This window comes from Catellatospora chokoriensis (genome assembly GCF_011297315.1).
In the GTDB taxonomy this organism is placed as follows: domain Bacteria; phylum Actinomycetota; class Actinomycetes; order Mycobacteriales; family Micromonosporaceae; genus Catellatospora; species Catellatospora citrea.
In genome coordinates this window covers 71,261-94,819 of the sequence record NZ_JAAOTI010000005.1, presented here as the reverse complement: position 1 = coordinate 94,819, position 23,559 = coordinate 71,261, and the positions used below count along the sequence as shown (strand labels likewise).

12 protein-coding genes are annotated in these 23,559 nt (G+C 74.4%); 3 read left to right on the top strand and 9 right to left on the bottom strand.

Features of this window, described 5'->3' with window-relative positions; all coding sequences use genetic code 11:
* Positions 1 to 140 precede the first annotated feature (140 nt).
* From HAV39_RS09660 to HAV39_RS09625, 8 genes are all read right to left on the bottom strand, one after another.
* Positions 141 to 2,018 (bottom strand): N,N-dimethylformamidase beta subunit family domain-containing protein, encoded by a 1,878-nt coding sequence (locus HAV39_RS09660; RefSeq protein ID WP_191838821.1) that lies wholly within the window; start codon positions 2,016 to 2,018, stop codon positions 141 to 143.
* The gene (locus tag HAV39_RS09655; RefSeq protein WP_191838820.1) at positions 2,015 to 3,469 is read right to left on the bottom strand and encodes a condensation domain-containing protein; all 1,455 of its coding nucleotides are present in this window, start codon (positions 3,467 to 3,469) and stop codon (positions 2,015 to 2,017) included. Before HAV39_RS09655 ends, HAV39_RS09660 begins: the two co-directional genes overlap by 4 nt.
* The gene (locus HAV39_RS09650; protein ID WP_191838819.1) at positions 3,469 to 3,720 is read right to left on the bottom strand and encodes a phosphopantetheine-binding protein; all 252 of its coding nucleotides are present in this window, start codon (positions 3,718 to 3,720) and stop codon (positions 3,469 to 3,471) included. Before HAV39_RS09650 ends, HAV39_RS09655 begins: the two co-directional genes overlap by 1 nt.
* Positions 3,717 to 6,839: a non-ribosomal peptide synthetase gene (locus tag HAV39_RS09645; protein ID WP_191838818.1), complete on the bottom strand. Its 3,123-nt coding sequence runs from the start codon at positions 6,837 to 6,839 to the stop codon at positions 3,717 to 3,719. The genes HAV39_RS09650 and HAV39_RS09645 overlap by 4 nt, the downstream gene beginning before the upstream one ends.
* A complete protein-coding gene (locus tag HAV39_RS09640; RefSeq protein ID WP_239120710.1) occupies positions 6,836 to 8,362 on the bottom strand; it encodes a class I adenylate-forming enzyme family protein in 1,527 nt (508 codons plus the stop codon). The genes HAV39_RS09645 and HAV39_RS09640 overlap by 4 nt, the downstream gene beginning before the upstream one ends.
* Complete coding sequence (locus tag HAV39_RS09635; RefSeq protein WP_239120711.1) at positions 8,359 to 13,893, bottom strand: non-ribosomal peptide synthetase/MFS transporter; 5,535 nt, start codon at positions 13,891 to 13,893, stop codon at positions 8,359 to 8,361. Before HAV39_RS09635 ends, HAV39_RS09640 begins: the two co-directional genes overlap by 4 nt.
* Positions 13,890 to 16,961: a condensation domain-containing protein gene (locus HAV39_RS09630; RefSeq protein WP_191838817.1), complete on the bottom strand. Its 3,072-nt coding sequence runs from the start codon at positions 16,959 to 16,961 to the stop codon at positions 13,890 to 13,892. Before HAV39_RS09630 ends, HAV39_RS09635 begins: the two co-directional genes overlap by 4 nt.
* A 372-nt stretch (positions 16,962 to 17,333) precedes the next feature.
* Positions 17,334 to 18,812, bottom strand: coding sequence for a glycoside hydrolase family 3 protein (locus HAV39_RS09625; protein WP_191838816.1), 1,479 nt, complete (start codon positions 18,810 to 18,812; stop codon positions 17,334 to 17,336).
* Positions 18,813 to 19,021: 209 nt separating this feature from the next.
* Between HAV39_RS09625 and HAV39_RS09620 the strand changes: the two genes are divergently transcribed.
* Genes HAV39_RS09620 through HAV39_RS09610 form a run of 3 tightly spaced genes read left to right on the top strand, consistent with a single transcriptional unit; the run spans position 19,022 to position 21,368 of the window.
* Positions 19,022 to 19,423, top strand: a complete 402-nt coding sequence (locus HAV39_RS09620) for a GntR family transcriptional regulator (protein ID WP_191838815.1) — start codon at positions 19,022 to 19,024, stop codon at positions 19,421 to 19,423.
* Positions 19,420 to 20,385, top strand: a complete 966-nt coding sequence (locus HAV39_RS09615; protein ID WP_191838814.1) for an ABC transporter ATP-binding protein — start codon at positions 19,420 to 19,422, stop codon at positions 20,383 to 20,385. Before HAV39_RS09620 ends, HAV39_RS09615 begins: the two co-directional genes overlap by 4 nt.
* A gap of 2 nt (positions 20,386 to 20,387) precedes the next feature.
* Complete coding sequence (locus tag HAV39_RS09610; RefSeq protein ID WP_191838813.1) at positions 20,388 to 21,368, top strand: ABC transporter permease subunit; 981 nt, start codon at positions 20,388 to 20,390, stop codon at positions 21,366 to 21,368.
* 87 nt (positions 21,369 to 21,455) lie between these two features.
* Here the strand turns inward: HAV39_RS09610 and HAV39_RS09605 are convergent, their stop codons facing one another.
* Positions 21,456 to 23,423: a PASTA domain-containing protein gene (locus HAV39_RS09605; RefSeq protein ID WP_239120712.1), complete on the bottom strand. Its 1,968-nt coding sequence runs from the start codon at positions 23,421 to 23,423 to the stop codon at positions 21,456 to 21,458.
* Positions 23,424 to 23,559 lie beyond the last annotated feature (136 nt).

Below are 23,559 nucleotides of genomic sequence, written 5' to 3'. Positions count from 1 at the left end.
CGTGATTCCGACGGTCCTCCCGGCAACCTTCGATCAGCACGTCTGCGCAGCTCAGCGCGCCGCATCGACCGCCCGGCCAGTCCAGTGTGGCCGGATGGCGTACCCGATGGCCCAGGGACGACCCCAGTGTCGGGTGGTCTTCAGCGGCGACTGTGCCGGGCCTGCGCGGCACTGACGGCCGGGCGGCGACGCACGGTCGCACCCCCCGCGACCAGCCAGCCGGCCGCGCCGGTGAGCGAGCGTACGCCTGCGGCCGGGCCGAGGTCCGTCCACGGGGCGGGGCCGTCCACGGGCGGGCGCGACAGCAGCCGGTCGGCGGTCGCGGCGAACAGGGTGCTGCTCAGGCCGGTCAGCGCGACGACGCCCGCGGCCTGGTCGACGACCTGCCACGAACCGGTGCGGTCGGCCAGCGACGCCGCGGTGCGCGACCACAGCGCACCGTCCGCGACCGCGAAGAACGTGGCGTTGACGCAGCCCAGCGCCACGGTCCCGGCGGGCGCGTCACCGAGCACCGACCAATCGCGTCGCTCGGGCACCGGGTCGCGGTACACCACCTGTCCGTCGCGGGTCACCCCGAGCAGACCCAACGGCATGCCGCGGTACGCCTCCCGCGGCGAACCCAGCGCGACCAGGTCCGGAGCGGTGTCGATCTCGCGCCACGGCAGGTTCTGCCCGCACAGCTCGCGTACCCGCAGCACGCCGTCGGCCGCCGCGAACAGCAGGCCCTCGCAGGCCGCCAGCACCGCATCCGGCACGGCCGGTCCGATCAGCTCGAAGTCGACCGGCACGGGCCGCCCGAGCCGGTCGAACACGTTGCGGGTGATCCGGTCCACGACCGGGTCGCCGAGCGCGCTGCCCCAGTTCACGGTCGCGGCGGTGAACACAGTGCCCTGGCCGAGCCGGTGCACGCCCATGGTGGCGTGGCCGCCCTGCCCGTAGTGCCGCCAGTGCCGCAGGTCGGCGGTGGCCAGGATGACGAAATCGGCCGGGGCGCCGTCCCGGCCGGTGACCCGGGGCACGCCGCCGACCTCCGTGAAGTCGGCGGCGTCGGTCTCGTAGCCGAGCGCGCCTCGGCCGAACTCGTCGCCGTCGCGCAGGCCGGTGCCCGCGAACACCCAGTGCTCGGCGAAGCGGGCCCGGTAGGCCTCCTCGCGCATCTTCGGCATGTGCTCGCCCCAGGTGCCCGCCCCGCGCCGGTAGCTGACGCCGGTCAGCGCGTTCTCGGGCCGGTTGACCGGGGCGCTGGACCATTCGACGGTGACCCGCGACGGGTCGGCGGCGGCCATCGGGTCGGTGACGGCGTCGCGGTGGCAGACCATGGTGCGGCCGCCGTCCTCGAGGCGGATCTGCCACCAGCAGGTGTTCGCCGCGAAGATCGCCAGGTTGCCGCCGCGGCGCACGTACGCCTCGACATGGTCGCGCATCTCCCAGGTCCAGTACTCGTCGTGCCCGTTGACGACGAGCAGCCGGTGCCGGGCCAGCAGCTCGGGCTGGTCGTGCAGATCAAGGTTGGCGCAGTACGCCACGCGGTGGCCGCTGCCGGCCAGCCAGCGCAGCAGCCCGTGCTCCCACTCCTGCGGCGGCGGCCCCCCGCCGGGCCGGTCGAAGCTGACCCGGGCCGCCCGGGTCGGCTCCTCGGCGTAGTAGAGGCCCTGCCCCGGCTCGCCCGCCCGGTTGTAGGCCTGCCAGGTCAGGAACGGCACGGACACGAGCACGTCGGCGTCGCCGCTGCCGCGTACCACGAAGTGCGCGTCGGCGTCGGGGCCGTCGGCGACCGTCGCGGCGGCGGTGCTGCCGTCGCCGCGGAACGCGGCCCGGTACAGCGAGCTGGGCCAGTGCTCGGGCACGTCGAGGGACCAGTGCGGGCCGTCGACGCTGCCGCCGGCCATGACCCGGCCGGTCGGCACGTCCACGACGGTGACCTGCCCGGCCGGGTGGCCGCCGCCGGCCCCGACCACGAAACCGAGCGTCTTGCCGGGGTCGACGGCGCAGGCTTCGGCGTACGCGGTGAGCCTCACCCCGCCACCGCCGCCGACCGGAGGCGGGCCGGCGGCGCGGGACCGTCCACGGCCGACACCACGAGGTCCTCCAGGGCCAGCACGAACGACTTCAGTCGGGTGGGCGGCAGGAACCGGGTGTCGCCGGTGACCTGGTAGGTCAGCGCGGACCCGTCGGCGGTCACGTGCGCGCAGAACCGGCAGGCGACCTGCGGCTGCGGCGGTGCCCACGCGAACACGGAACCGGCCCGCGCGGCGCGGACCTGCTCGGCCGTCGGCGGGGCGCCCGGCGGCAGGTCGACCAGGCGCATGTCGTTGAAGCAGCACATCGGGTGCACGGTCGTGCCGCGCTCCGCGCTCACCGCGGCCAGGGCCTCGTCGAGGGCGGCCTGGTCGTAGCTGCCGGACCGGTATGCCCGCAGGCTCTCCCGCCACGCGGGCCGCAACAGGCCGGCGAAGTCCTCGGCAGCCGTGTCCAGGGTGAACAGGCCCTCCTGGGACAGCGTCGCGACCAGGTCCCGCCGGGCCGGGTCGAAGCGGTTGCCGACGATGGTCAGCACCGCCGCCCGGTCCCCACCGCCGTCCGCGGCGACCAGCGCCGCGGTGGCGGCCAGCAGCACTGACGACACGCTGGTCCGATGCCGGGCGGCCAGCGCGGCCGAGGCCAGGCCCAGGGCCGGCGAGGTCAGCCGGCCGACCCACCAGCGCACCGGCTGCGGTTCGGCGCGCTCGGTGGTGAACATGCTGGGCGGCAGCGCCCGGTAGGCGGCGGTCCAGGTGCCGATCACGGCGTCGCTGCGGGCGCGACCGGGGGCCGACGCCTCCTCGGCGGCGACGGCGAGCGGGTCGCCGGGTGGCGGCCCGGTCCGGCCCAGCAGCGCCAGCCGGACGTCGCGCAGCAGGATGTCGGCCCCGAGGCCGTCGGTGGCCAGATGGCACAGCGCCAGCACGACCCGGGCCACCGCACCGCCGACGAGCACCAGCCCGACGCGCACCGGCGGCTCGGTCCCGTAAGCGAACGCGGTGCTCGCCAACGCTGCGGCGAGGCTTTCCGCGGCCCGGTCGGCATCGGGCTCATCGGCCGCCTCCACGGTGTGCACCGCGACCCGGACCTCGGCGAGGATCTGCTGCCGAACCGGCTCGCCGGACACGACGGGCCCTGTCGGGACCGCGCGCAGGTCGAGGGCGCTCGCCTCGGGCCGGTCAGCGCCACGAGCGGGAGCGCCAGACCCGGCCGCCGAGTCCGCGACAATCCGGGTCCGCAGCGTCGGGTGGCGGCTCAGTGCCGTGGCGAGCCGGTCGAGCGCGTCGGCGGCGGGCAGCGGGCGGCAGCGCTCCGGTGGGGTAAGCACCCGGGTCAGGTTGAAGTAGTGGTCGTTCGGGGCGGTCCGGCCGATCGCCGCCCAGATGGCGTGCTGACCCCAGGTCAGCGGCCCGGCGGCGACCGGCGTCCCGTGAATGACGACCTGCATCAGATGCCCTGGGCGCGCAGGTGGGCGGCGAGGCTCGCGACGGTGTCCATGAACGACACGTCGTCGTCGAGGTCGAGCACGACGCCGTAGCCGCGCTCGACGGCGTGGATGAGGCGCAGGAACCCCAGCGACGTCAGGCCGAGCAGGCCCAGCGACTCCTGCTCGGCGAGCGCGTCGGTGGCGGTGATGCCGCCCTCGCTGGCCTGGGCGACCAGCGCGGCGAGGTCGGCTTCGAGCGTGGTCGCGGTCACGGCTGCTCCTCGCGGAGTTCTGCGATCGAGTCGGCGATGCCCTCGACCGTCGGGGTGTCGAAGAAGACGTCGAAGGGCACCTCGACGCCGTACGCGTCGCGGATCCGCGCCGTGATCTGCATGATCGTCAACGAATGCCCGCCCAGGTCGAACAGGGTGTCGTCGGGGGCGATGTCCTCGATCCGCAGCACCTCCCGCCAGATCGCGGTGACGCCCGCGACCAGGTCGCCGGACAGGCCGGGCTCAGTGGCGTCGTCGGGCGTGACGGTCTCCGGCGCGGCGGCGCAGGCGCCGTCGAGGGCGGACAGGTCGTCCACGCCGTCGAGCAGGTCCTCGACCGGCTCGGCGAGCAGCGCGTCCGCGCCGGACGGATCGTCGGCAAGTCCCGGCGGCTCGGGCAGCGCCTTGCGGTCGAGCTTGCCGTTGGGGGTCAGCGGCAGCCGGTCCAGCCACACGTACTGGCCGGGCATCATGTAGCGGGGCAGGCTGCCCGCCAGGTGGCGGCGGATCTCCGGGACCTCGCCCGCGCCGACCAGGTAAGCGACCAGCGTGCAGCCGCGGACCGCGACCGCGGCCTGGCCGACGCCGGGCGCGCCGAGCAGGGTCTGCTCGATCTCGCCCAGCTCGATGCGGTGCCCGCGCAGCTTGATCTGGTCGTCGATCCGCCCCAGGAACTCGACCTGCCCGTCGGCGGCCAGCCGCACCAGGTCACCGGTGCGGTAGAGGCGCTGCCCGGCCGCGGCCACGAAGCGTTCCGCGGTCAGCTCGGGCCGGTCGCGGTAGCCGCGGGCCAGGCCCGCTCCGCCGATGCACAGCTCGCCGGGCACGCCGGGCGGCAGCGGGCGCAGCTCGGCGTCGAGCACGTGCAGGGTGGTGTTGGCCAGCGGGCCGCCGATGGTGACGCGCCGCGCGTCGGCGGGGATCTCGGCGGCCGTGGACCAGATCGTGGTCTCCGTCGGGCCGTACACGTTGACGAGCCGGTCGGTCCGGGCCCGCAGGCGCTGGGCCAGCGGTAGCGGCAGCGGCTCGCCGCCGCACAGGGCGGTGACCGGCGCCCCGGCGAAGCCCGCGTCGAGCAGCATCCGCCAGGTCGACGGGGTGGCCTGCACGTGGGTGACGCCGCTGTCGCGGACGAGCCGGTCCAGCGCCGCGCCCTCGCGGGTGGCCGCGTCGGATGCGACGACGAGAGTCGCGCCGGTGGTCAGCGGCAGGAACAGCTCCAGGCCGCTGATGTCGAACGACAGCGAGGTCAGGTTGAGCCAGCGGTGCTCCGGCCGCGCGTCCAGCAGCTCGGCGAACGCGGCGATCAGGTTGGCCAGCGCGGCGTGTCCGATCTCGACGCCCTTGGGGCGGCCGGTCGAGCCCGAGGTGTAGATGGCGTAAGCGAGCGCGTCCGGGCCGGCTGCGGCGGCCGGTGCGGTGACCGGCTCTCCGGCGAACGCGGCCAGGCCGTCCAGCGCCAGCACGTCCAGCGGCCCACCGGTGTGCCCGAGGATCACCTTCGCGCCCGCGTCGGCCACGATGAACTCCAGCCGCGCCACCGGATACGCCGGGTCCAGCGGCAGGTACGCCGCACCGGCGGCGAGGATGCCGAGCACCCCGGCGACCAGTTCGGCGCCCCGCCGGGCGCACAGGCCGACCAGGTCGCCGTCGGTGACGCCCCGCGAGCGCAGCCCGTTGCCGATGCGGTGGGCCGCGTCGACCAGCTCGCGGTAGGTCAGCGCGCCGTCCGGGCCGGTGACCGCGAGCGTGTCGGGAGTGCGTGCGGCCTGCTCGCGGACCAGGTCGAGCACGGTCGCGGCGCGGCGCGGCCGGGCGGTGGCGTTGCCCGCGGCCAGTTCGGCCTGCTCGGCCGCGGTGAGCAGGGCCAGGTCGCCGAGCCGGGTCTGTGGGGCGGCCAGCGCCGCGGCCAGCAGGGTACGCAGGTGACCGGCGATCCGGTCGGCGGCCGCCGCGTGGCGGGCGGGCACGTGCACCGAGCCGGTGAGGCCGTCGGCGGAGTCGACCAGGTGCAGGTGCAGCGCGGTGCGGACCACCGGCGGGGTGAGCAGCCAGTCCACCTCGGCGGCCGTTGCGGCGCGGCGGCGGTAGCTGATCGACACGGGCGCGAACGCGAGCCGGGGCGGCAGACCGGGCAGGGCCCGGCCGAGGGGGACCTCGCGGTGGGCGTACACGGCGCGGGCCTCGGCACGCACCGCGCGGGCGTGGTCGGCCCAGGGCCGGGCCAGGTCGGCGGCGACGGTGACGGGCAGCTCGTTGACCCACATGCCGATCTCGCCCGCGAGCTCCGGGGTGCGGGTGGTCAGGTCGACGGCGACCGCCGTGGTGGCATTGTCGTAGCGGGCCAGCACCGCGTGCACGGCGGCCAGCACCAGCTCGAACCGGGTCAGGCCCAGCCCGTCCGCCGCCGCGGTGAGCGCGGTGTCGAGGTCGCGGCCGAGCGTGAACGGCACCCGCACGTCGGGTTCGGCGGCGGTCGGCACGCCCGCGGCGTACGGCAGCACGACGTCGTCGGCGGGTGCGGGACGCGTCGACCAGAACTCCCGCGCGGCCGGGGTGGCCTGCGCGATCCGCGCCGACTGGGCGCGGGCGGCGGCGCCGAGCCCGGTCAGCGAACCCGAGGGCAGCGGGCGGCCGCCGTATGCCGCGAGCAGATCCGCGACCAGCACATCCTTGGACGCGCCGTCGAAGACCAGGTGGTGCGCGACGACGAGCACCACCGTGCGGCCCTCGGCGGGCAGCGCCACGCATCGGGCCAGCGGCCCGGTGGCCAGGTCGAACGGCCGGCTCAGCTCCTGCGTGACGGCCAGGTCGAGCAGCTGGGCCGGTTCGGGCGTGGTGGCAGCCGCGAGCCCGGCGATGTCGCGGAACACGACAGGCGCGGGCGGCACGGGCCGCAGCAGCGGTTCGCCGTCCGCGTCGGACACCGCGACGGCCAGTGCCGGGTGCCTGGCGACGACCTCGGCCCAGGCCTTCTCCAGCCGCTGCGGCTCGGCCGCGCCGGGCAGGGTCACCGCGACGGCCAGCCGGTATGCCGGCCCGGTGTCACCGACCCGTTCGGTGAACCAGATGCCCTGCTGGGCGAGGGTGACGGGTACGCCGTCGAGTGCCTGGGTCATGGGGTCCCCTCCTGGTCGGGCCGGTCGAACAACGCCCGGAGCTGGTGCTTGACGACTTTGCCCCCGGCGTTGCGGGGTAGTGCGGTGACGTGCGCGAGGCGGCTGGGCTGCTCGTGTGCGGCCAGCCGGCTCGTGAGGAAGGCCCGCATCTCGGCCAGGGTCAGCGGCCGGGCGGCCACCAGCACCGCGGCGGGTACGCTGCCCAGCACCGGGTCGGGCAGGCCCAGCACCGCCGCGTCGGCGATGTCGGGGTGCTCGTGCAGGGCGGCCTCCACGGCGACCGTGGACACCTTGTCCGCGCCGCTCTTGATGACGTCGCTCTCCCGGTCGGCGAGGTACAGGTAGCCGTCGGCGTCAAGGCGGCCGACGTCGCCCATGCGGGTCCAGCCGTCGCGGAACACCTGCCGGGTCGCGTCGGGATCGTCGTGGTAGGACCGGGCCGCGCCCGCGGCGCGCAGCCACACCTCGCCGACCGTGTCCGGCGGGCACGGCGTGCCGTCGACGGCGAGGATGCGCAGCTCCCCACCGCCGGTGGCCTTGCCCAGCGCGCCGGGCCGGTCGGGATGGAAGACCATGCTGGTCTGCGTCGGCGCCGCCTCGGTAGAGGTGTAGTAGTTGACGATGGTGGCCTGTGGCAGCGCGGCGGCCAGCCCGGCCGCGATCGCGGGCGGCAGCGCGGCGGCTGTGGAGCCGAACAGCCTCACGCAGGACGTGTCGTGCTCGGCCAGCGCCCCGGAGTGCAGCAGCTCGATCGCCATCGCCGGCACCACGAACACGCTGCCCACCTGGTGGGTGGCGATGAGCCGGGCGAAGTGCGCGGCCGCGAACCGGGCCGTGGCCAGCATCCCGGCGTGCGCGTCCAGCGCGTTGAGCAGCATCGTCTGCCCCGCGTTGGTGCCGATCGGGAACGCGTGCAGGAACTGCCGCGAGTGGGCGAGCCGGCGCAGGGGCGGGTCGAGGCGGCAGCCGTGGGTGAGGTTGGCGTGCACGGCGGTGACGCCCTTGGGCCGCCCGGTGGTGCCGGAGGTGTAGAGGATCTGCGCCGGGTCGGCCGGGCCGGGGCCGGGCAGCGGCTCGGCGTCGGGCAGCGCGGCGACCACGGCCGGGTCCCAGACCAGCGGGATCGGCACTGCGGGCACCACCCCGTCGGGACCGTGCAGCACCGCGGCAGCGCCGCTGTGCCGCAGCATGAAGTCCAGTTCGGCGGCGGCGTTGCGGGTCGACAGCGGCACCGCGACGGCCCCGGCCGCGAGCACACCGGTGTACGCGGCCGCGTAGGCGATCCAGTCGCGGGCCCCGTACACGAGCGCGACCCGGTCGCCGGGCCGGATCCCCGCCGCCCGCAGCCCGGCCGCGACGGCCTGGGTGCGCCGCTGCCACGCGGCCAGGTCGAGCGTGCCCGAGCCCTGCGTGACTGCCACGTGTTCCGGCTGCTTGGCGGCCCGCGCCGCCAGCAACTGCGGCACGGTCAGCGCGACCCGGCCCGCGGCACGGGCGGCCCGCGCGGCCGCCAGGGCGCTCACGCCGGCACCTTCTCGCGATCCTGCGTCCGTCCTGCGTCGACCGGGCGGTCGTCCTGCTGCTCGTGGCGGCTGCGCAGCAGCTCCAGGCCGACCTGGTCGTCGGGGCGGGCGTCGGGGACCTCGTCGTCGAAGCGGGCGATGCGCGGAATCCGCATGGACACCAGCACCACGGCCGCGATGCAGAGCGCGAGGATGAGGTAGAGCAGGCCGATGCCGCGGCCCTCGCCGGTGCCGATGACCCGCCCGACCGTGCTCGCGAGCGCGCCGCCGTCGGCCATCAGCGGTTCCAGCATGCTGGAACCGACCGGGCCGACCAGGGTCCAGCCGATCGGCAGCGTCGACCAGGCGATCACCGTGTTGATCGCGAACACCCGGCCGTGGAACCGCTGCGGCACCTTGACCTGCACGATCGTGGTGTAGACGCCGTTGAGCAGCACCAGCCACATCGAGATGCCGAACGAGCCGACCGCGATCACCCACAGCGTCGGCCGCAGCCCGATGACGAGGCAGAACACCGCCAGCACGAGGGTGCAGCACAGTACGGTGAACAGCCGCCGGTGCCGCGGGCCGCCCCAGACACTCATCGCGAGGCCGCCGAGGAACGCCCCGACGCCGCCCGCCACCGACACCTGCGCCACCTGGTCGAGCCCCGCGAACGCGAGCACCAGCGGCGTCATCATCAGGAACAGCGGCGACAGGAACACGTTGAGCGCCATGAAGAACCCGAGCATCGCCCGGAATCCCCGGTTGCCCCACGAGAAGCGGAACCCTTCGCGGATCTCCGCGCCGAGGCTCTCCCGCCGCCGCCAGGCCAGCGTGCGCGGGAAGCGCACCAGCAGCACGATGGTGATCGCGGCGGCGTAGCTGAGCACGTCGATGATCAGGATGCCGCCGAGGTCGATCACGGCGAGCAGCGCCACCGACAGCATCGGCATCATGATGGTGGCGACGCCGCCGATCATCTGCACGACGCCGTTGGCGTGGCCGAGGTACTGCTTGGGCACCAGCTGCGGGATGGCCGAGCCGTAGGCCAGCCGCTGGAACGTCAGCGACACCGACAGCAACACGATCAGCGGGTAGATGTGCCACACCTGCAGCGATCCGGTCCACAGCAGCAGGCCCAGGACGAGCTGGGTGCCGCCCGCACCGACGTCGCCGCAGAGCATGACGGCCCGTCTGCTGTACCGGTCGACGATCGCCCCGGCCACCGGCAGCACGATCAGACCGGGCACCAGCCCGGCGACCGCCAGCAGCGAGAAGTCCAGCAGCGACCCGGTCTGCTGCAGCACCCACAGCGGCAGCGCCACGTCGGTCAGCGTCGAGCCGAGAATGGAGATGAGCTGCGCGAACGCGACCGCTAGGAAGCGGCCCATGCTGGGCTGCGGCCCGGCGGTGACGACGCGGCCGCCCGCCTGCGAGGTGTCGTGCAGCCACCAGCTTGCCCGCTCGCCGCGTTCCGGGCGGGTCAGCGGCCGCGGCCGCGCGGCGGTGACCGCGGGGTCGACCGTGGTGACGATCTCGGCCAGCTCGCCGGCCCGCCACTTGAGGAAGAAGTGCCCGGCCTCGTCGAGCACGACGACCGCGGCCCGGTCGGTGAGGAAGTGCCACTCCTTGAAGCGTTCGGGGTAGAACTCGGTCGCCGGGTCGCGTTCGCCCGCCACCGCGATGATCGGGGCGCGCAGCCGTTCCGCGCCGCTGTGCATCAGCTCGGTGAAGTACTCCTCGGCGCTGTCGGAGTCCTTGCGCATGTTGCGGATGATCTGGCGGGCCTGGCCGGGCTCGATGTCGCTCATGTCGACGCCCATCGAGGTCAGCCAGTTGGCGTACGCCTTGTCCGAGCGCAGCGACTCCATCTTCGTGACCCGCGACAGGGCCATCCACACCCTGCTCTGCGGCCGGGCGAACGGGAAGATCGCGCCGATGTAGACCGCGTCCAGCTCGCGTCCGCGCTGTTCGAGCCGCCGGGCGATCTCGACGGTCAGCGCGGAGCCGACGCCGCAGTGGCCGTACAGCGCGACCGGTCCCGCGACCTTCTCCAGGATCTCTACGGTGCAGCGTTCGGCCAGCTCGTCGAAGGGCAGCGCCGCCTCGTCGAGGCCGATGTCGTGGCCGGGGATGGCGACCGAGAACAGCCGGTGCCCGGCGGGCAGCGCGTCGGCCAGCGGCTGGTACACGACCGCGCTGCCGCCGCCGTAGGGCACGCAGACGAGGCTGCGCACCAGCTGCGCGGGCGGCACCGGGCGGGTCAGCTCGTGCACCAGTGCCCGGGGGCCGCGCTGGTCCTCGGGCACGTCGATGAGCTGGGCGAGTTCGCGTACCGTGCGGTTCTTGAACAGGTCCATCACGGACACGCCCGCACCGACCGCCCGGCGCAGCTTCGCGATGACCTGGGTGGCCAGCAGCGAGTGCCCGCCGAGGTCGAAGAAGTCGTCGTCGCGGCCGACCCGCGGCACGTCGAGCACCTCGGCCCAGATCCCGGCGACGGTGACCTCGGTTGGCGTCACCGGGGCCTCGAACGCCGCGTTGGCGTCCCGGCCGCGCTGCGGCGCGGGGAGCGACCGGCGGTCCAGCTTGCCGCTCGGGCTCAGCGGCAGCGCGTCGAGCACGACATATGCGGTGGGCACCATGTAGTCGGGCAGCCGCCGCTTGAGGGCCGCCCGCAGCTCGGCGGTGTCCGGTTCGGCCGCCACGACCAGGTAGGCGGCGAGGCGCTTGTCGCCGGGCGAGTCCTCGCGGACCACAACGGCCGCCTCGCGGACGCCGTGCTGGTCGCGTAGCGCCGCTTCGATTTCGCCCAGCTCGATGCGCAGGCCGCGCAGCTTGACCTGGCCGTCGATCCGGCCGAGGAAGTCGATCGTGCCGTCGGGCCGCCACCGGGCCAGGTCACCGGTGCGGTAGAGGCGCTGCCCGGACAGGCCGGTGACGAACTTCTCCGCGGTCAGCTCGGGCCGGTTCAGGTAGCCGTGCGCCAGGCCGACACCGGCCAGGTGCAGCTCACCGGGCACCCCGACGGGCAGCGGCTCGCCGTGCTCGTCGAGGACGTACACGGCCATGTTGTCGATCGGCGCGCCGATCGGCACCCGGGCCAGCCCGGCCAGGTGCTGCGGCGTGCAGTGGTACGCGGTGACGTCGATCGCGGCCTCGGTCGGGCCGTACAGGTTGTGCAGCTCGGCGGCGGGCAGCGCGGCCAGCGTACGCAGCGCCAGGTCGACGGGCAGCTCCTCGCCGCTGCACACGATGAGCCGCAGCGAGCCGCACCGGTCCACGTCGGACTCGGCCAGGAACATGCCCAGCATCGACGGCACGAAGTGCAGCGTCGTCACGCCCTCGGCGACGATCAGGTCCCGCAGGTAGGCCGCGTCCTTGTGGCCGCCGGGGCGGGCCAGCACCAGCCGCGCGCCGGCCAGCAGCGGCCAGAAGAACTCCCACACCGACACGTCGAACCCGGCCGGGGTCTTCTGCAGCACCGTGTCGGCGGCGGACAGGCCGTAGCGGCGCTGCATCCAGTGCAGCCGGTTGACGATGCCGCGATGCCCGTTGAGCACGCCCTTCGGGCGGCCGGTGGAGCCGGAGGTGTAGATGGCGTAGGCGACGTCGTCCGCCCCGGCGAGCGGCTCGGGCGCGGTCTCGGGCACGCCGTCCCAGGTGGCCGCGTCGTCGAGAGCGAGCACGGGACGGTCCGTGTCCGGCAACACCGTGCGGGCGTCCCCCGCGGTGAGCACGGCGGCCACGTCGGCGTCGTCGAGCATGAACGCCAGCCGCTCGGCCGGATACTCCGGGTCCAGCGGCAGGTACGCCGCACCGGAGATCAGCACGCCGAGCAGCCCGGCCACGAGGTCGTGGCTGCGCTCGGCGCACACCGCGACCAGCCGGCCCGGTCCCGCGCCGTGCTCGCGTAGCCGGTGCGCGATGCGGTTGGCCCGGCTCAGCAGCTGCGCGTAGGTGAGGGTGTCGCCTTCGAAGGTCAGCGCCGGGGCGTGCGGGGTGTCCGCAGCCTGCCGCTGGATCAGCCCGTGCAGCGTGGCGGTGTCGGGGAACGCGGCGGCCGTGTCGTTCCAGCCGGTCAGCACCTGCTCGCGGGCCGCGCCGGTGACGCTCGACAGGCGGCTCAGCGGCCGGTGCGGGTCGGCGACGACCGCGCCGAGCAGCTGCTCGAAGCTGCCCGCCAGGCGGGCGACGGTGTCGGCGCTGAACAGGTCGGTGTTGTACGTGAACGACCCCCACAGCCCGTCCGCGCCCTCCAGCAGCGACAGCTCCAGGTCGAACCGGGTCGCCACGGCCCGGGAGCCGAACGGCGACACGCTCAGCCCCGTCGCCGAGGCCCGGCCCGGCGCGGTGTAGTTCTGCAGCGCGAACACCACCTGGAACACCGCCGAGCGGCCGACGTCGCGGACCACGTTCAGCTCGGTGATCAGCTGCTCGAAGGACAGGTCCTGGTGGGCGTAGCCGTCCAGGGTGGCCTCCCGGACCCGGCCCAGCAGCTGCGCGAACGTGGGGTCGCCGGCCGCGTCGATGCGGGTGACGAGCATGTTGACGAACATGCCGATGAGCGGCTCCAGCTCGGCGTGGGTGCGCCCGGCCTGGGGCGAGCCGATCGCGAAGTCGTCGGCACGGGCGTGCCGGGCCAGCACCGCCGCGTACGCCGCCAGCAGCGTCATGTACAGCGTCGCGCCGTGCTCGCGGGCCAGCCGCTGCAACGCCCCGACCAGCTCGCCGTCCAGTGTCACGCCGTGTGCCGCACCGGCGAACGTCTGCTCGACCGGGCGCGGCGAGTCCGTCGGCAGGTCCAGCGGGGGCACCCCGGCCAGCCGCTCCTTCCAGAACGCCACGTCCCGCTCGTGCGCGCCGTCGGCGACCCGGGCCCGCTGCCAGACCGCGAAGTCGCCGTACTGCGCGGCCAGCGGTGGCAGCGTGTCCGGCGTGCCGGTGGCGAGCGCGTCGTACAGCGCGACCAGCTCCCCGACCAGCACGTCCACCGACCAGCCGTCACAGACGATGTGATGCACCGCCAGCATCAGCACGTGCTCGTCGGCGCCGAGGCGGAACACGGCGGCACGCAGCAGCGGGCCGGTGGCCAGGTCGAACGGCTCGGCCAGGCGCTGCTGGACGGCGCGGTGCACGAGCTCCTCGCGCGCCGCGGCGTCGTCACCGGCTGCGTCGAGCACCGCCAGGTCGAGGTCGACGGTGTCGTCGAGGTGCAGCACCGGCTCGCCGTCGGCGGTCGCGCCGAAGCGCATGCGCAGGCTCTCGTGCCGAGCCGCGACCGCGTTCAGCGCGGCGCGCAGCACCGCCGGGTCCAGCGGGCCGCGCACCCGCAGCACCACCGGGATCGTGTAGGCCGCCGTGCCCGGCGCGAACTGCTCCATGAACCACAGCCGCTCCTGGGCGTGCGACAGCGGCACCGGCGTGCCCGCGGCACGGGGCGTGATCGCGGCCGGGGCGGCGGCGCTCTGCCTCAGGCGCGCGGCCAGCAGCGAGCGCTTCGTCGCCGACAGCGCGACCGCCTGCGGGTTCTCGGCGATGTCGGTCACGGCGCTCCCTGTCCGGCGGCCGCGAGCTGCGCCGCGGCCTCCTCCTCGGTGAGCCGGTCGATCTCGGCGATGAGCGCCTCCTCGACGGCGGTGGCGAACCCGGCGACGGTGGGCCGGTCGAACAGCGCCCGGATGGGCAGGTCCAGGTCGACGGCGGCCCGCAGCCGGGCGATCACGCGGGTGGCCAGCAGCGAATGGCCGCCCAGGGCGAAGAAGTCGTCGCCCGCGCCGACCCGGTCCACCGGCAGCAGTTCGGTGAAGATCCCGGCGACAAGCGCCTCGGCGTCGGTGCGCGGTGCGACGTAGGCGGCGTGGACCTCGTCGCCGACGGTCACCGGGGGCAGCGCCCGCAGGTCGACCTTGCCGTTGCGGGTCAGCGGCAACTCGGGCAGCACCACGATCACGCTCGGCACCAGCAGTGCGGGCAGCCGCGACGCGGCGTGCGCGCGCACCTCGTCCGCGCCCGCGTCGCCGGTGACGTAACCGACCAGGGTGTCGCCGACCGCGGTCACGGCCGCCTGCCCGACCTGCGGGTGTCCGGTGAGGACGGCTTCGACCTCGCCGGGCTCGACGCGTACGCCGCGCACCTTGAGCTGCCGATCGACGCGCCCGAGGAACTCCAGCGTGCCTTCGCCGCGCAGCATCCGGACCCGGTCGCCGGTGCGGTACATCAGGCCCGGCCCGTACGGGTCGGGCACGAAACGCTCGGCGGTGAGGTCGGGTCGGCCCAGGTAGCCGTCGGCCAGCCCGGCCCCGGCCAGGCACAGCTCGCCGGCCGCGCCCGGGGGCACGAGGCGGCCGGCCGTGTCGAGCACGTAGGCGCGCACCCCGGCCAGCGGGCGGCCGATCGGCGGGCGGCGTGCCGTGTCTGCGGGGCCGAGGTCGGCGGCGGTCGCGATGATCGTCGCCTCGGTCGGGCCGTACGTGTTGACCAGGCGGATCCGGTCGCCGTGCCGGTCGCGCCAGGCGGCCACGGCGGCGGCGTCGACCTGCTCGCCGCCGAGGATGACCAGGCGCAGCGCGGCGGGCCAGGCGGGGACCACGTCCAGCAGCGCCTGCCAGTAGGCGGTGGGCAGGTCGAGCACGGTGATCCCGGGGTCGGCGGCGAGCAGCTCGGGCAGCGACTGCGGGCCGTCGGGCAGCAGCACCAGGGTGCCGCCGGTGGCCAGGGTCGGCCAGATCTCCTCGGCATGGGTGTCGAACCCGACGCCCGCGAACTGCACGACCCGGTCGGCGGCGGTCAGGGCGTAGGCGTCGGCCATCCACGCGGTGCGGTCGTCGAGGGCCGCGCGGCCGACGAGCACGGCTTTGGGCGTACCCGTGGATCCGGAGGTGAACAGCACGTATGCCGCGCCGGGTGCGGCGGCCGGGACGGGCGCTCCCGGCGCGACGCCCTGCGGGGTGAGCACCGCGGCGAGCGCGGCCTGCGCGGTCATCTCCGCCCGGCGCACCTGCGGCAGCCGCGGATCGAGCGGCACGTAACCGGCCCCGGCCCGCCACACCGCCAGCAGCGACGCGACCAGGTCCGGCCCGCGCGGCACGCTGACCCCGACCAGGCCGCCCGGGGCGACCCCGGCGGCACGCAGCGCGTCGGCCAGCTCACCGGACCGCGTCCACAGGTCGCGATAGGACACTTGTGTTCCGCCGCTGATCAGGGCGATCGCGTCGGGCGTGGCCGCGACGGTGCGTTCGATCCGCGACAGCAGCGGCTCGACCTGCATCGGCTCGGGGCCGGTGGCAAGGCGCAGCAGCTCGGCCCGGGTGTCGTCGTCGACCAGCGGCAGCTCGCGCACCCGCAGGTCGGGGTCGGCGAGCACGGCGTGCAGCAGGGCGGTGAACCGGTCGGCGAGCGCGTGCGCGGTCGCGGCGTCGAACAGGTCGCTGTTGTACGTCAGCACCACGTCCATCGCGTCCACGCTGGTCTGCACGTCCATCGCGACGTCGGTCTTGACGTGCGGCGCGCCCGGGTCGAACGCCTCCGCGGCCAGGCCGCCGAAGCCCTCGGTCGCCGTCGCCGAGATGTTCATCGTGGTGTGCAGGGTGAAGGTCGCCTGGAAGAGCGCGTTGCGGCTGAGGTCGCGGGGCAGGTGCAGCCACGCGGTGAGGTCCTCGAACGGGATGTCCGGGTGCGCGAACGCCTCCATGAACGACCTGCGGGTGCGCAGCACCAGGTCGCGGAAGCTCACGTCGCCGGACAGGTCGGCGCGCAGCACCAGCATGCCGCTGAAGTAGCCGAAGACCGCTTCCAGGGCGACGTCGTCCCGCCCTGCGACCGGGGTCCCGACGCAGAGGTCGTCCTGCCCGGCGAACTGCGCCAGGGTCAGCTCGTACAGCGTCACCAGCAGCATGAACGGGGTGCAGCGCAGCTGCCGGGCGGCGGTCTGCACGGCCTGCTGGACCTCGCCCGGGAACTCGCGCAGCACCACGCCGCCGTTCGAGGTGCGCACCGGGGGGCGGGGGCGGTCCAGCGGCAGGTCCAGAGTCGGCGGGTCGGCGAGCACACCGGTCCAGAAGTCGAGCGCCGAGGTGTCGGCGGTGCGCCGGTCGCGGGCGTGGTCGAGGTGGCGCACCGCGGGCGGGGTCGGCTCGATGCCGCGGTAGGACTCGGTGACCTGCCGGTAGAGCAGGTTCATCGACCAGCCGTCGCCGACGATGTGGTGCACCACCATGCACAGCACGTGCTCGTCGGCGGCCAGCCGCAGCAGGCCGACCCGGATCAGGTGGCCCGTCGCCAGGTCGAACGGCCTGGCCAGCAGTTCCTCGACCCGCCGTCGTGCCGTGGCCTGCGGGTCGAGCTCGCCGGTGAGGTCGGCGTACTCGATCGGCGTCGACCGGGGCGCTTGGATCTCCTGGTACGGCACGCCGTCGTGGTCGCCGAAGCGGGTGCGCAGGCTCTCGTGCCGGCGGGTCGCGTCGTCGAACGCCCGCGCCAGCAGCTCGCGGTCCAGCTCGCCGCGCAGGCGGCTGGTCGTCGAGATGTGGTACGCGGCGTCGCCGGGGTCGAGCCGGTCCAGGAACCACAGTCGCTCCTGGGCCGCCGTCAGCGGGCCTTGCTCGGGCTCGGGCATGCGCTTTCCCCCGCCGTCCGAATGCGATTGATTCGGACGCTACCGTAAAGTGCATTTCCGTAATTGGCAAGACTCTTAACTGAGACGCATCGACAGCTGTGGCCTGCGAATAGACGCCCCTCAACCAATTACCACCCCCGGCCTGCAACCCGGTCGACACAACCGAGAGCATGCCGTTCTGCGGTCGTGGCGATCGAACGAGTCGATTCGTCCCAGTCGCGCGCGACGTCACCGTGGCCGCCAGCCGCCACCCATCATAGACGTTGGCCTATCTGATCGAGTTCGATCTTCAAAAACTCGATCAGATAGGCCAAAGTCTATGGAAAAGGAAGGTGCGTCCGGACCCGGGCGGCGGTGGCCGGCGCGGTGGCCTCAGTGCTGTCCGGTGAGGACCTCGGCGGCGGCTGCCGCGCATGCGCGGGTGCCGCCGTGGGTGACCAGATAGGTCGCGCCGACCGGAGTGGGTTCCGGCATGCCCAGTTCCACGACGACGGCGTCAGGTCGCGCGGCCAGCAGGGCGGCGCGCGCGGACACCGCCCACGGGTGTTGCCGCACGTCGCGGCCCACCACGACCAGCGGGCGGCCGGTGGCGGCAGTCAGCGCCGCGTCCAGCCACGACGGTGCGGCGTCGGCGGTCACCCGCTCGGCGGTCGTCGCCGCCCACCGAGCGCCGAGCGGTCCGGCCACCCCCCACGGCATGGCCTGGTCCACGGCGATGCCGGTCGGGGTGTCCAGCTCCACCACGTGCGGCGGCGCGGCCAATGGCAGGCCCGGTCCGGTCACCCGGACGGCGCGCCGGGCCGCCCGCAACCCCACCTCGGGCGTACGCGGCACGGTCGCCGCCGACGCCACCCGCTGCCACGCCGCCAGCTCCCGCACCCGCGCCGCGGCGTCGGCGAGCCGCTGCTCGGCCAGCACGCCCTCGCGCACCGCGGTGACGATCGAGTTGCGCAGCAGCCCGACGATGCCCTCGTTCTTGTACTCGCCGCCGACGCAGATCGCGTCCGCGCCCGCGGCCAGCGCCCGCACCGCCGCCCCGCCGACGCCCCACTGCTTCGCCACCGCCGCCATCTCGATGCCGTCGGTGACGATCAGCCCGTCGAAGCCCAGCTCCTCGCGCAGCAGTCCGGTCAGCAGGGCGGGGCTGAGCGTGGCGGGCAGCTCGGCGTCGTACGCCGACACGACCAGGTGCCCGGTCATCACCGCGCGCACCCCGGCCCGGATCGCCGCGGCGAACGGCGGCAGCGCGACCGCCGCCAGCTCCGCGCGCGACGAGCCGACGCGGGCGGCGTCGTAGTGGGAGTCCTCGACCGTGTCGCCGTGGCCGGGGAAATGCTTGGCGCACGCCGCGACGCCGGCCGACTGCAGGCCGCGCACCCAGGCCGCGCTGTGCCGGGCCACCAGCGCCGGGTCCGCACCGAAGGACCGCACCCCGATGACCACGTTCTCCGGCCGGGAGTTGACGTCGACGGTCGGCGCGTAGTTGAGCGTGACGCCTACCGCGGCCAGGTCGGCGCCGATGTCGCGGGCCACCGCCTCGGTCAGCGCGGCGTCGTCGACCGCGCCGAGGGCCAGGTTGCCGGGCCGGTCGCTGCCCGTGCCCGCGTCCAGCCGGGTGACGTCCCCGGCCTCCTCGTCGACCGCGATGACCACGTCGGGGTTCTCCGCGCGCAGCTGCGCGGTGAGCGCGGCGACCTGCGCCCGGTCGGCGATGTTGCGGGAGTAGAGCGCGACACCGCCCAGGCCGCGACCGAGGCGGCGGCGCACCCAGTCCGGCGCGGCGGTGCCGACGAAGCCCGGCTGCAGCACGGTGTCGGCCAGCAGGGCCAGGTCGGTGTCGAGCTGCGTCATCTCGCTCCCCTTCGCTCACCAGACGCTTGCGCGATGCTCGTTCGCGCGCGTTGTGAACGCCGGGGCGTCAGTTGTGCGCACGACTGCGCGGGGAGCGTACCGGTCTCGACCCGAGAACGGCAGCACCGTCCCGCCGCCTCTTGCGCTCCAAGATCCCCTGTGTACTATCGCACTAGTACATTAGTAACCGTGTCGTGCGAGGTGGTGCCGTGTTCGCCTTCCGTCTTGACTCCCGATCGGGGGTGCCGACGTACCTGCAACTGGTCGAGCAGGTGCGCCGCGGGCTGCTGCTCGGCTATCTCGTCGACGGCGAGCAGCTGCCGACCGTACGCGAGGTCGCCGCGGCGCTGGTCGTCAACCCGAACACCGTCGCCAAGGCATACCGCGAACTCGAACGCGCCGGGCTCGCCGCGCCCCGCGCCGGGCAGGGCACCTTCGTGATCGCCGGCGCCGACCAGGTGCCGCCCGCCGTGCACGCCAGGCTGTCGGCCCGGCTGCGCGCCTGGGTGCGGGCCGCGCACGAGGCGGGCCTCGCCCCCGAGCAGATCCGCGCCCTGGTCACCACGGTGCTGGACGACGAGCAGACCACGGCCCGGGCGGAGGCGGCATGACCGGCGCATCAGCGCTGCACTTCAGCGGGCTCGGCAAACGCTACGGCCGGCGCGCCTGGGCGCTGCGCGACTGCACCCTCGACCTGCCGCAGGGACACGTCATCGGCCTGGTCGGGGCGAACGGCGCGGGCAAGACCACGCTGCTGCAACTGGCCATCGGCCTGCTCAAGCCCACCGAGGGCACGGTGTCGATGTTCGGCCGCCCGCTGCGCATGGACTCCCCCGCCGGGCTGGCCGAGGTCGGCTTCGTCGCCCAGGACCACCCGCTCTACCGGGGTTTCAGCGTCGCCGACATGCTGCGCTACGGCCGGGCCATGAACCCCCGGTTCGACCAGCAGGGCGCCGAACGCAGGCTGCGCGAGCTCGGCATCCCCACCGGACACCGCGCCGACCGGCTCTCCGGTGGCCAGCAGGCCCAGGTCGCGCTGACCCTGGCCCTGGCCAAGCAGCCCCGCCTGCTGGTGCTCGACGAGCCGGTGGCCAGCCTCGACCCGCTGGCCCGCCGCGGGTTCATGAAGACCCTGGTCGAGGCGGTCGCCGAGACCGACCTGACGGTGCTGCTCTCCTCGCACGTGGTCACCGAGCTGGAACGGGTCTGCGACCACCTGGTGCTGCTGCACCAGGGCCGGGTGCGGCTGTCCGGCGACATCGAGGACCTGCTCGCCGGGCACCGGATGCTCACCGGCCCGCGCACCGACGACACCGCCGGGATCGACGGGCTGATCGTGGCGACCCATGGCACCCGGCACAGCCACCTGCTGGTGCGCCAGCCGGTCGGCATGCCCGCGCATCCGCGCTGGGAGGTCAACCCGGTCGGGTTGGAGGACGTCGTGCTGGCATACCTGGCCCGCCCGGACGCCGAACCTCCGTCACCCGAACCGCCGCCGACCACGCCGCCGCCCGAACCGGGCCGCCGCCTCAGCATCGTCACCGACCGGTCCGCGGACGAAAGGCAGGCCTGAGCATGTGGTGGGTCACCTGGCGCCAGCACCGCGCCGAACTGCTGGTCGCCGTGCTGCTGCTGGCCTGCGTCGCGGTCCCGCTGCTGATCACGGGCACGGCCATGCACGCCGAGTACACCGCCGACGGCATCGCGGCGTGCGTCGCGAACCCGGACGGCGCGGGCTGCGGACAGCTGGTCTCGCAGTTCCTGGACCGGCACACCGAGTGGGGCAACCGGTTCATCTGGGCGTCCGTGCTGCCCGTGCTCGCCGGTGTCTTCATCGGCGCTCCCCTGCTGGCCCGCGAGTTCGAGCAGGGCACCTGGCGGCTGGCGTTCACCCAGAGCGTCACCCGCACCCGCTGGCTGGTGACGCGGCTGGTTGCGGTCGGCGCGGGCGTCGCCGCCCTTGCCATGGCCTGCTCGGCACTGTTCACCTGGTGGCGTGCGCCGCTGGACGCGATCGGCGGCCGGATGCGCACCACCGCGTTCGTGATCGCCTCCCCCAGCCTGGTCGCGGTCACGCTGTTCGCCTTCGCCGCCGGGGTGTTCGCCGGGGCGCTGCTGCGGCGCACGATCGCCGCGATGGGCGCGACGCTGGCCGTCTACCTGGCGGTGCGGCTGCCGATGGAGGAGGCGGTACGGCCGTACCTGCTGACCCCGCTGGTGCGGATCACCGAGCCGGGTGTCACCGCGGACACCGGCTGGCGGCCCGACACCGAGTGGGTCGTCGCCGACGGCTGGATCGACGCCACCGGTCACCGGCTCAGCACCCGCGAGGAGCGCGCGATCGTGCGCGAGGTGTACGGCGGTCACGAGGCCGTCTACGGCGCGGGCACCCCGATCGAGCGCTACCTGGCCGAGCACGGACTGCGCCACTACGCGGAGTACCACCCCGGCAGCAGCTTCCTGACCATGCAGCTGGTCGAGTCGGCGGTGTTCGTCGGCCTGGCCGCTGCCCTGCTGGCCGGAGCCGTCTGGCTGGTACGCCGCCGCAAGGCCTGAGCCGGTGAGCGCCCCATCGGGACCGGTCCCGTCGGGGCGCTCACTCGTGCCGACCGCGGCACGGCCTGCGCCGCGCCCGCCTGACGCTCAGCGCCGCTGCTCGCACCTGAGCACAACGCGCTGCCCCGGCTGGAGCTTGCTGCCCGCGTTCGGGAACTGCCGCTCCACCCGGTACTGGTTCTTGTCGCCGCGGACCCCGCGCACGTCGACGCGCAGGCCCATCGCGGTGAGGTGGTTCTCCGCGTCGGCGCAGCCCCAGTTGCCCACCTCCGGCATGACCGTGCCGTCGGCGTTCTTGCTGACCTGCAGCTTCACGACGGTGTTGCGCTCCACGCCGGTGCCCAGCACGGGGTCCTGCTTGACCACGGTGTCGAAGGGTTTGTCCGAGTCGACCTGCTCGACCTCGACCCGCAGGCCCAGGCCCTCCAGGATCGACCTCGCCTCGCCCAGCGGCTTGCCCTCCACCGAGGGCACGGTCACGGGGGCACGGCCCTTGCTGAGGATCACCTGGATCTCGGTGCCGACCTCGACCTCGTCACCCGCCTTGGGCACGGTCTCCAGCACCGAACCCTTCGGGACCAGGTCGCTGTACTTCTCCGGGGCCTTCACCGGGTTCAGCTTCAGCGGATCGGCCTGCAGGTCGGCGACGGCCTGGTCCCACGGCTTGCCGGACACGTCGGGCACCACGTAGCGCTCGGCGCCGGCGGACAGGGTCAGCGTCACCGTGCCGCCGCTCACCACGTCCTCGCCGGCGGCCGGATCCTGCGCAAGCACCACGTCCTTGGGCACGTCCTCGCGGAACAGCGGCTTGGCGTAGACGAACTGCAGTCCCGCGCCCCGCAGCGTGGCCTCGGCCTGCTCCCGGGGGAGGTTCAGCAGCTGCGGCGTGGTGTCGTACCGGCCGAAGGCGACGTAGTAGCCGCCGGTCAGCACCAGCAGCGCCAGCACGACCGCGCCCGCGGTCAGCGCCATCCGCCCACGCGGATCGCCCATCAGCCGCGTGTACTGCTGCTTCGCCTGCTCCAGCAGGCCCGCCACCGGGGAGGCCGACACCGTCGCGGTGCGCGTGCGCGGCTCGGCCGGCGCGTCGTGCAGCCGGGCCCAGGCGGGGCGGTCGGTGGGCTGGACCTGGCTGACCATCATGGTCTCCTGCGCCACCTGGCGCATCCGCGTGGTGGCGTCGGCGACACCGTGGCGGGCCGACTGCACCGCGGCCAGCATCGCGCCGGCGTCCATGAACCGCGCACCCGGGGCCCGGCGGGTGGCCGAGGCGACCAGGTCGTCGAGCATCGGCGGCAGCCCGCCGACCACTTGCGACGGCGCGGGCACGTCCTGCTGGACGTGCTGCCAGGCCACCTCGACCGGGCGCTCACCCTGATACGGCGCCCGGCCGGTGAGCAGCTCGAACAGCATGATCCCGGTGCTGTACACGTCGCCGCGCGGGTCGACGCGGCCGTCGGACACGAACTCCGGCGCGACGTACGCGGCGCTGATCGACGGCTCCGCCCCACCGGCCTCGACGGCGTCGGCGAGGCCGAGGTCGGTCACCTTGACCACCGCCTCGGTCAGGTCGCGGCCGCCGCCGGGCGCCTCGGCCACCATGATGTTCTCCGGCTTGACCGCGCGGTGCACCAGCCCGGTGCGGTGTGCCGCCGCCAGCGCGGCCAGGACCTGCTCGGTCACCGCCAGCGCCTCGGCCGGGCTGAGCCGGCGGCGCTCGTCGAGGATGTCGCGCAGCGTGCGGCCGCGCACGAACTCGGTCACCAGGAACGGCACACCGCCGTGCATGCCCTGGCCGTAGAACGCGGCCACGTTCGGATGCGTCAGCCGGGCCAGCCCCGTCGCCTCCTCGGTGAACCGGTCCGCCCGGAAGGGCGCGGCCTGGCCCCGGCGCGGCTGCGGCGGGTGGATCATCTTGAGCGCGACGGTGCGGCCCAGGCGCTCGTCCACCGCGGCGTAGACCGTCGTCATGCCCCCACGGGCCACGCATCCGCGGATGCGCAGGCGACCGTCGACAAGCGTGCCGAGAAGGGGATCGGCGAGCTGAGCGTCCATGGCAGCGCAGTCTAGGGCAGTTGCCGAGATCATGACTCGCCCGATGGCGGGATAGGCCGCTACCTGCGGAGATGCACCGACACGCCGCGCCCGAAATTCGTTTGCCGATCACCGGCGGCCGACGTACCGTCGACGG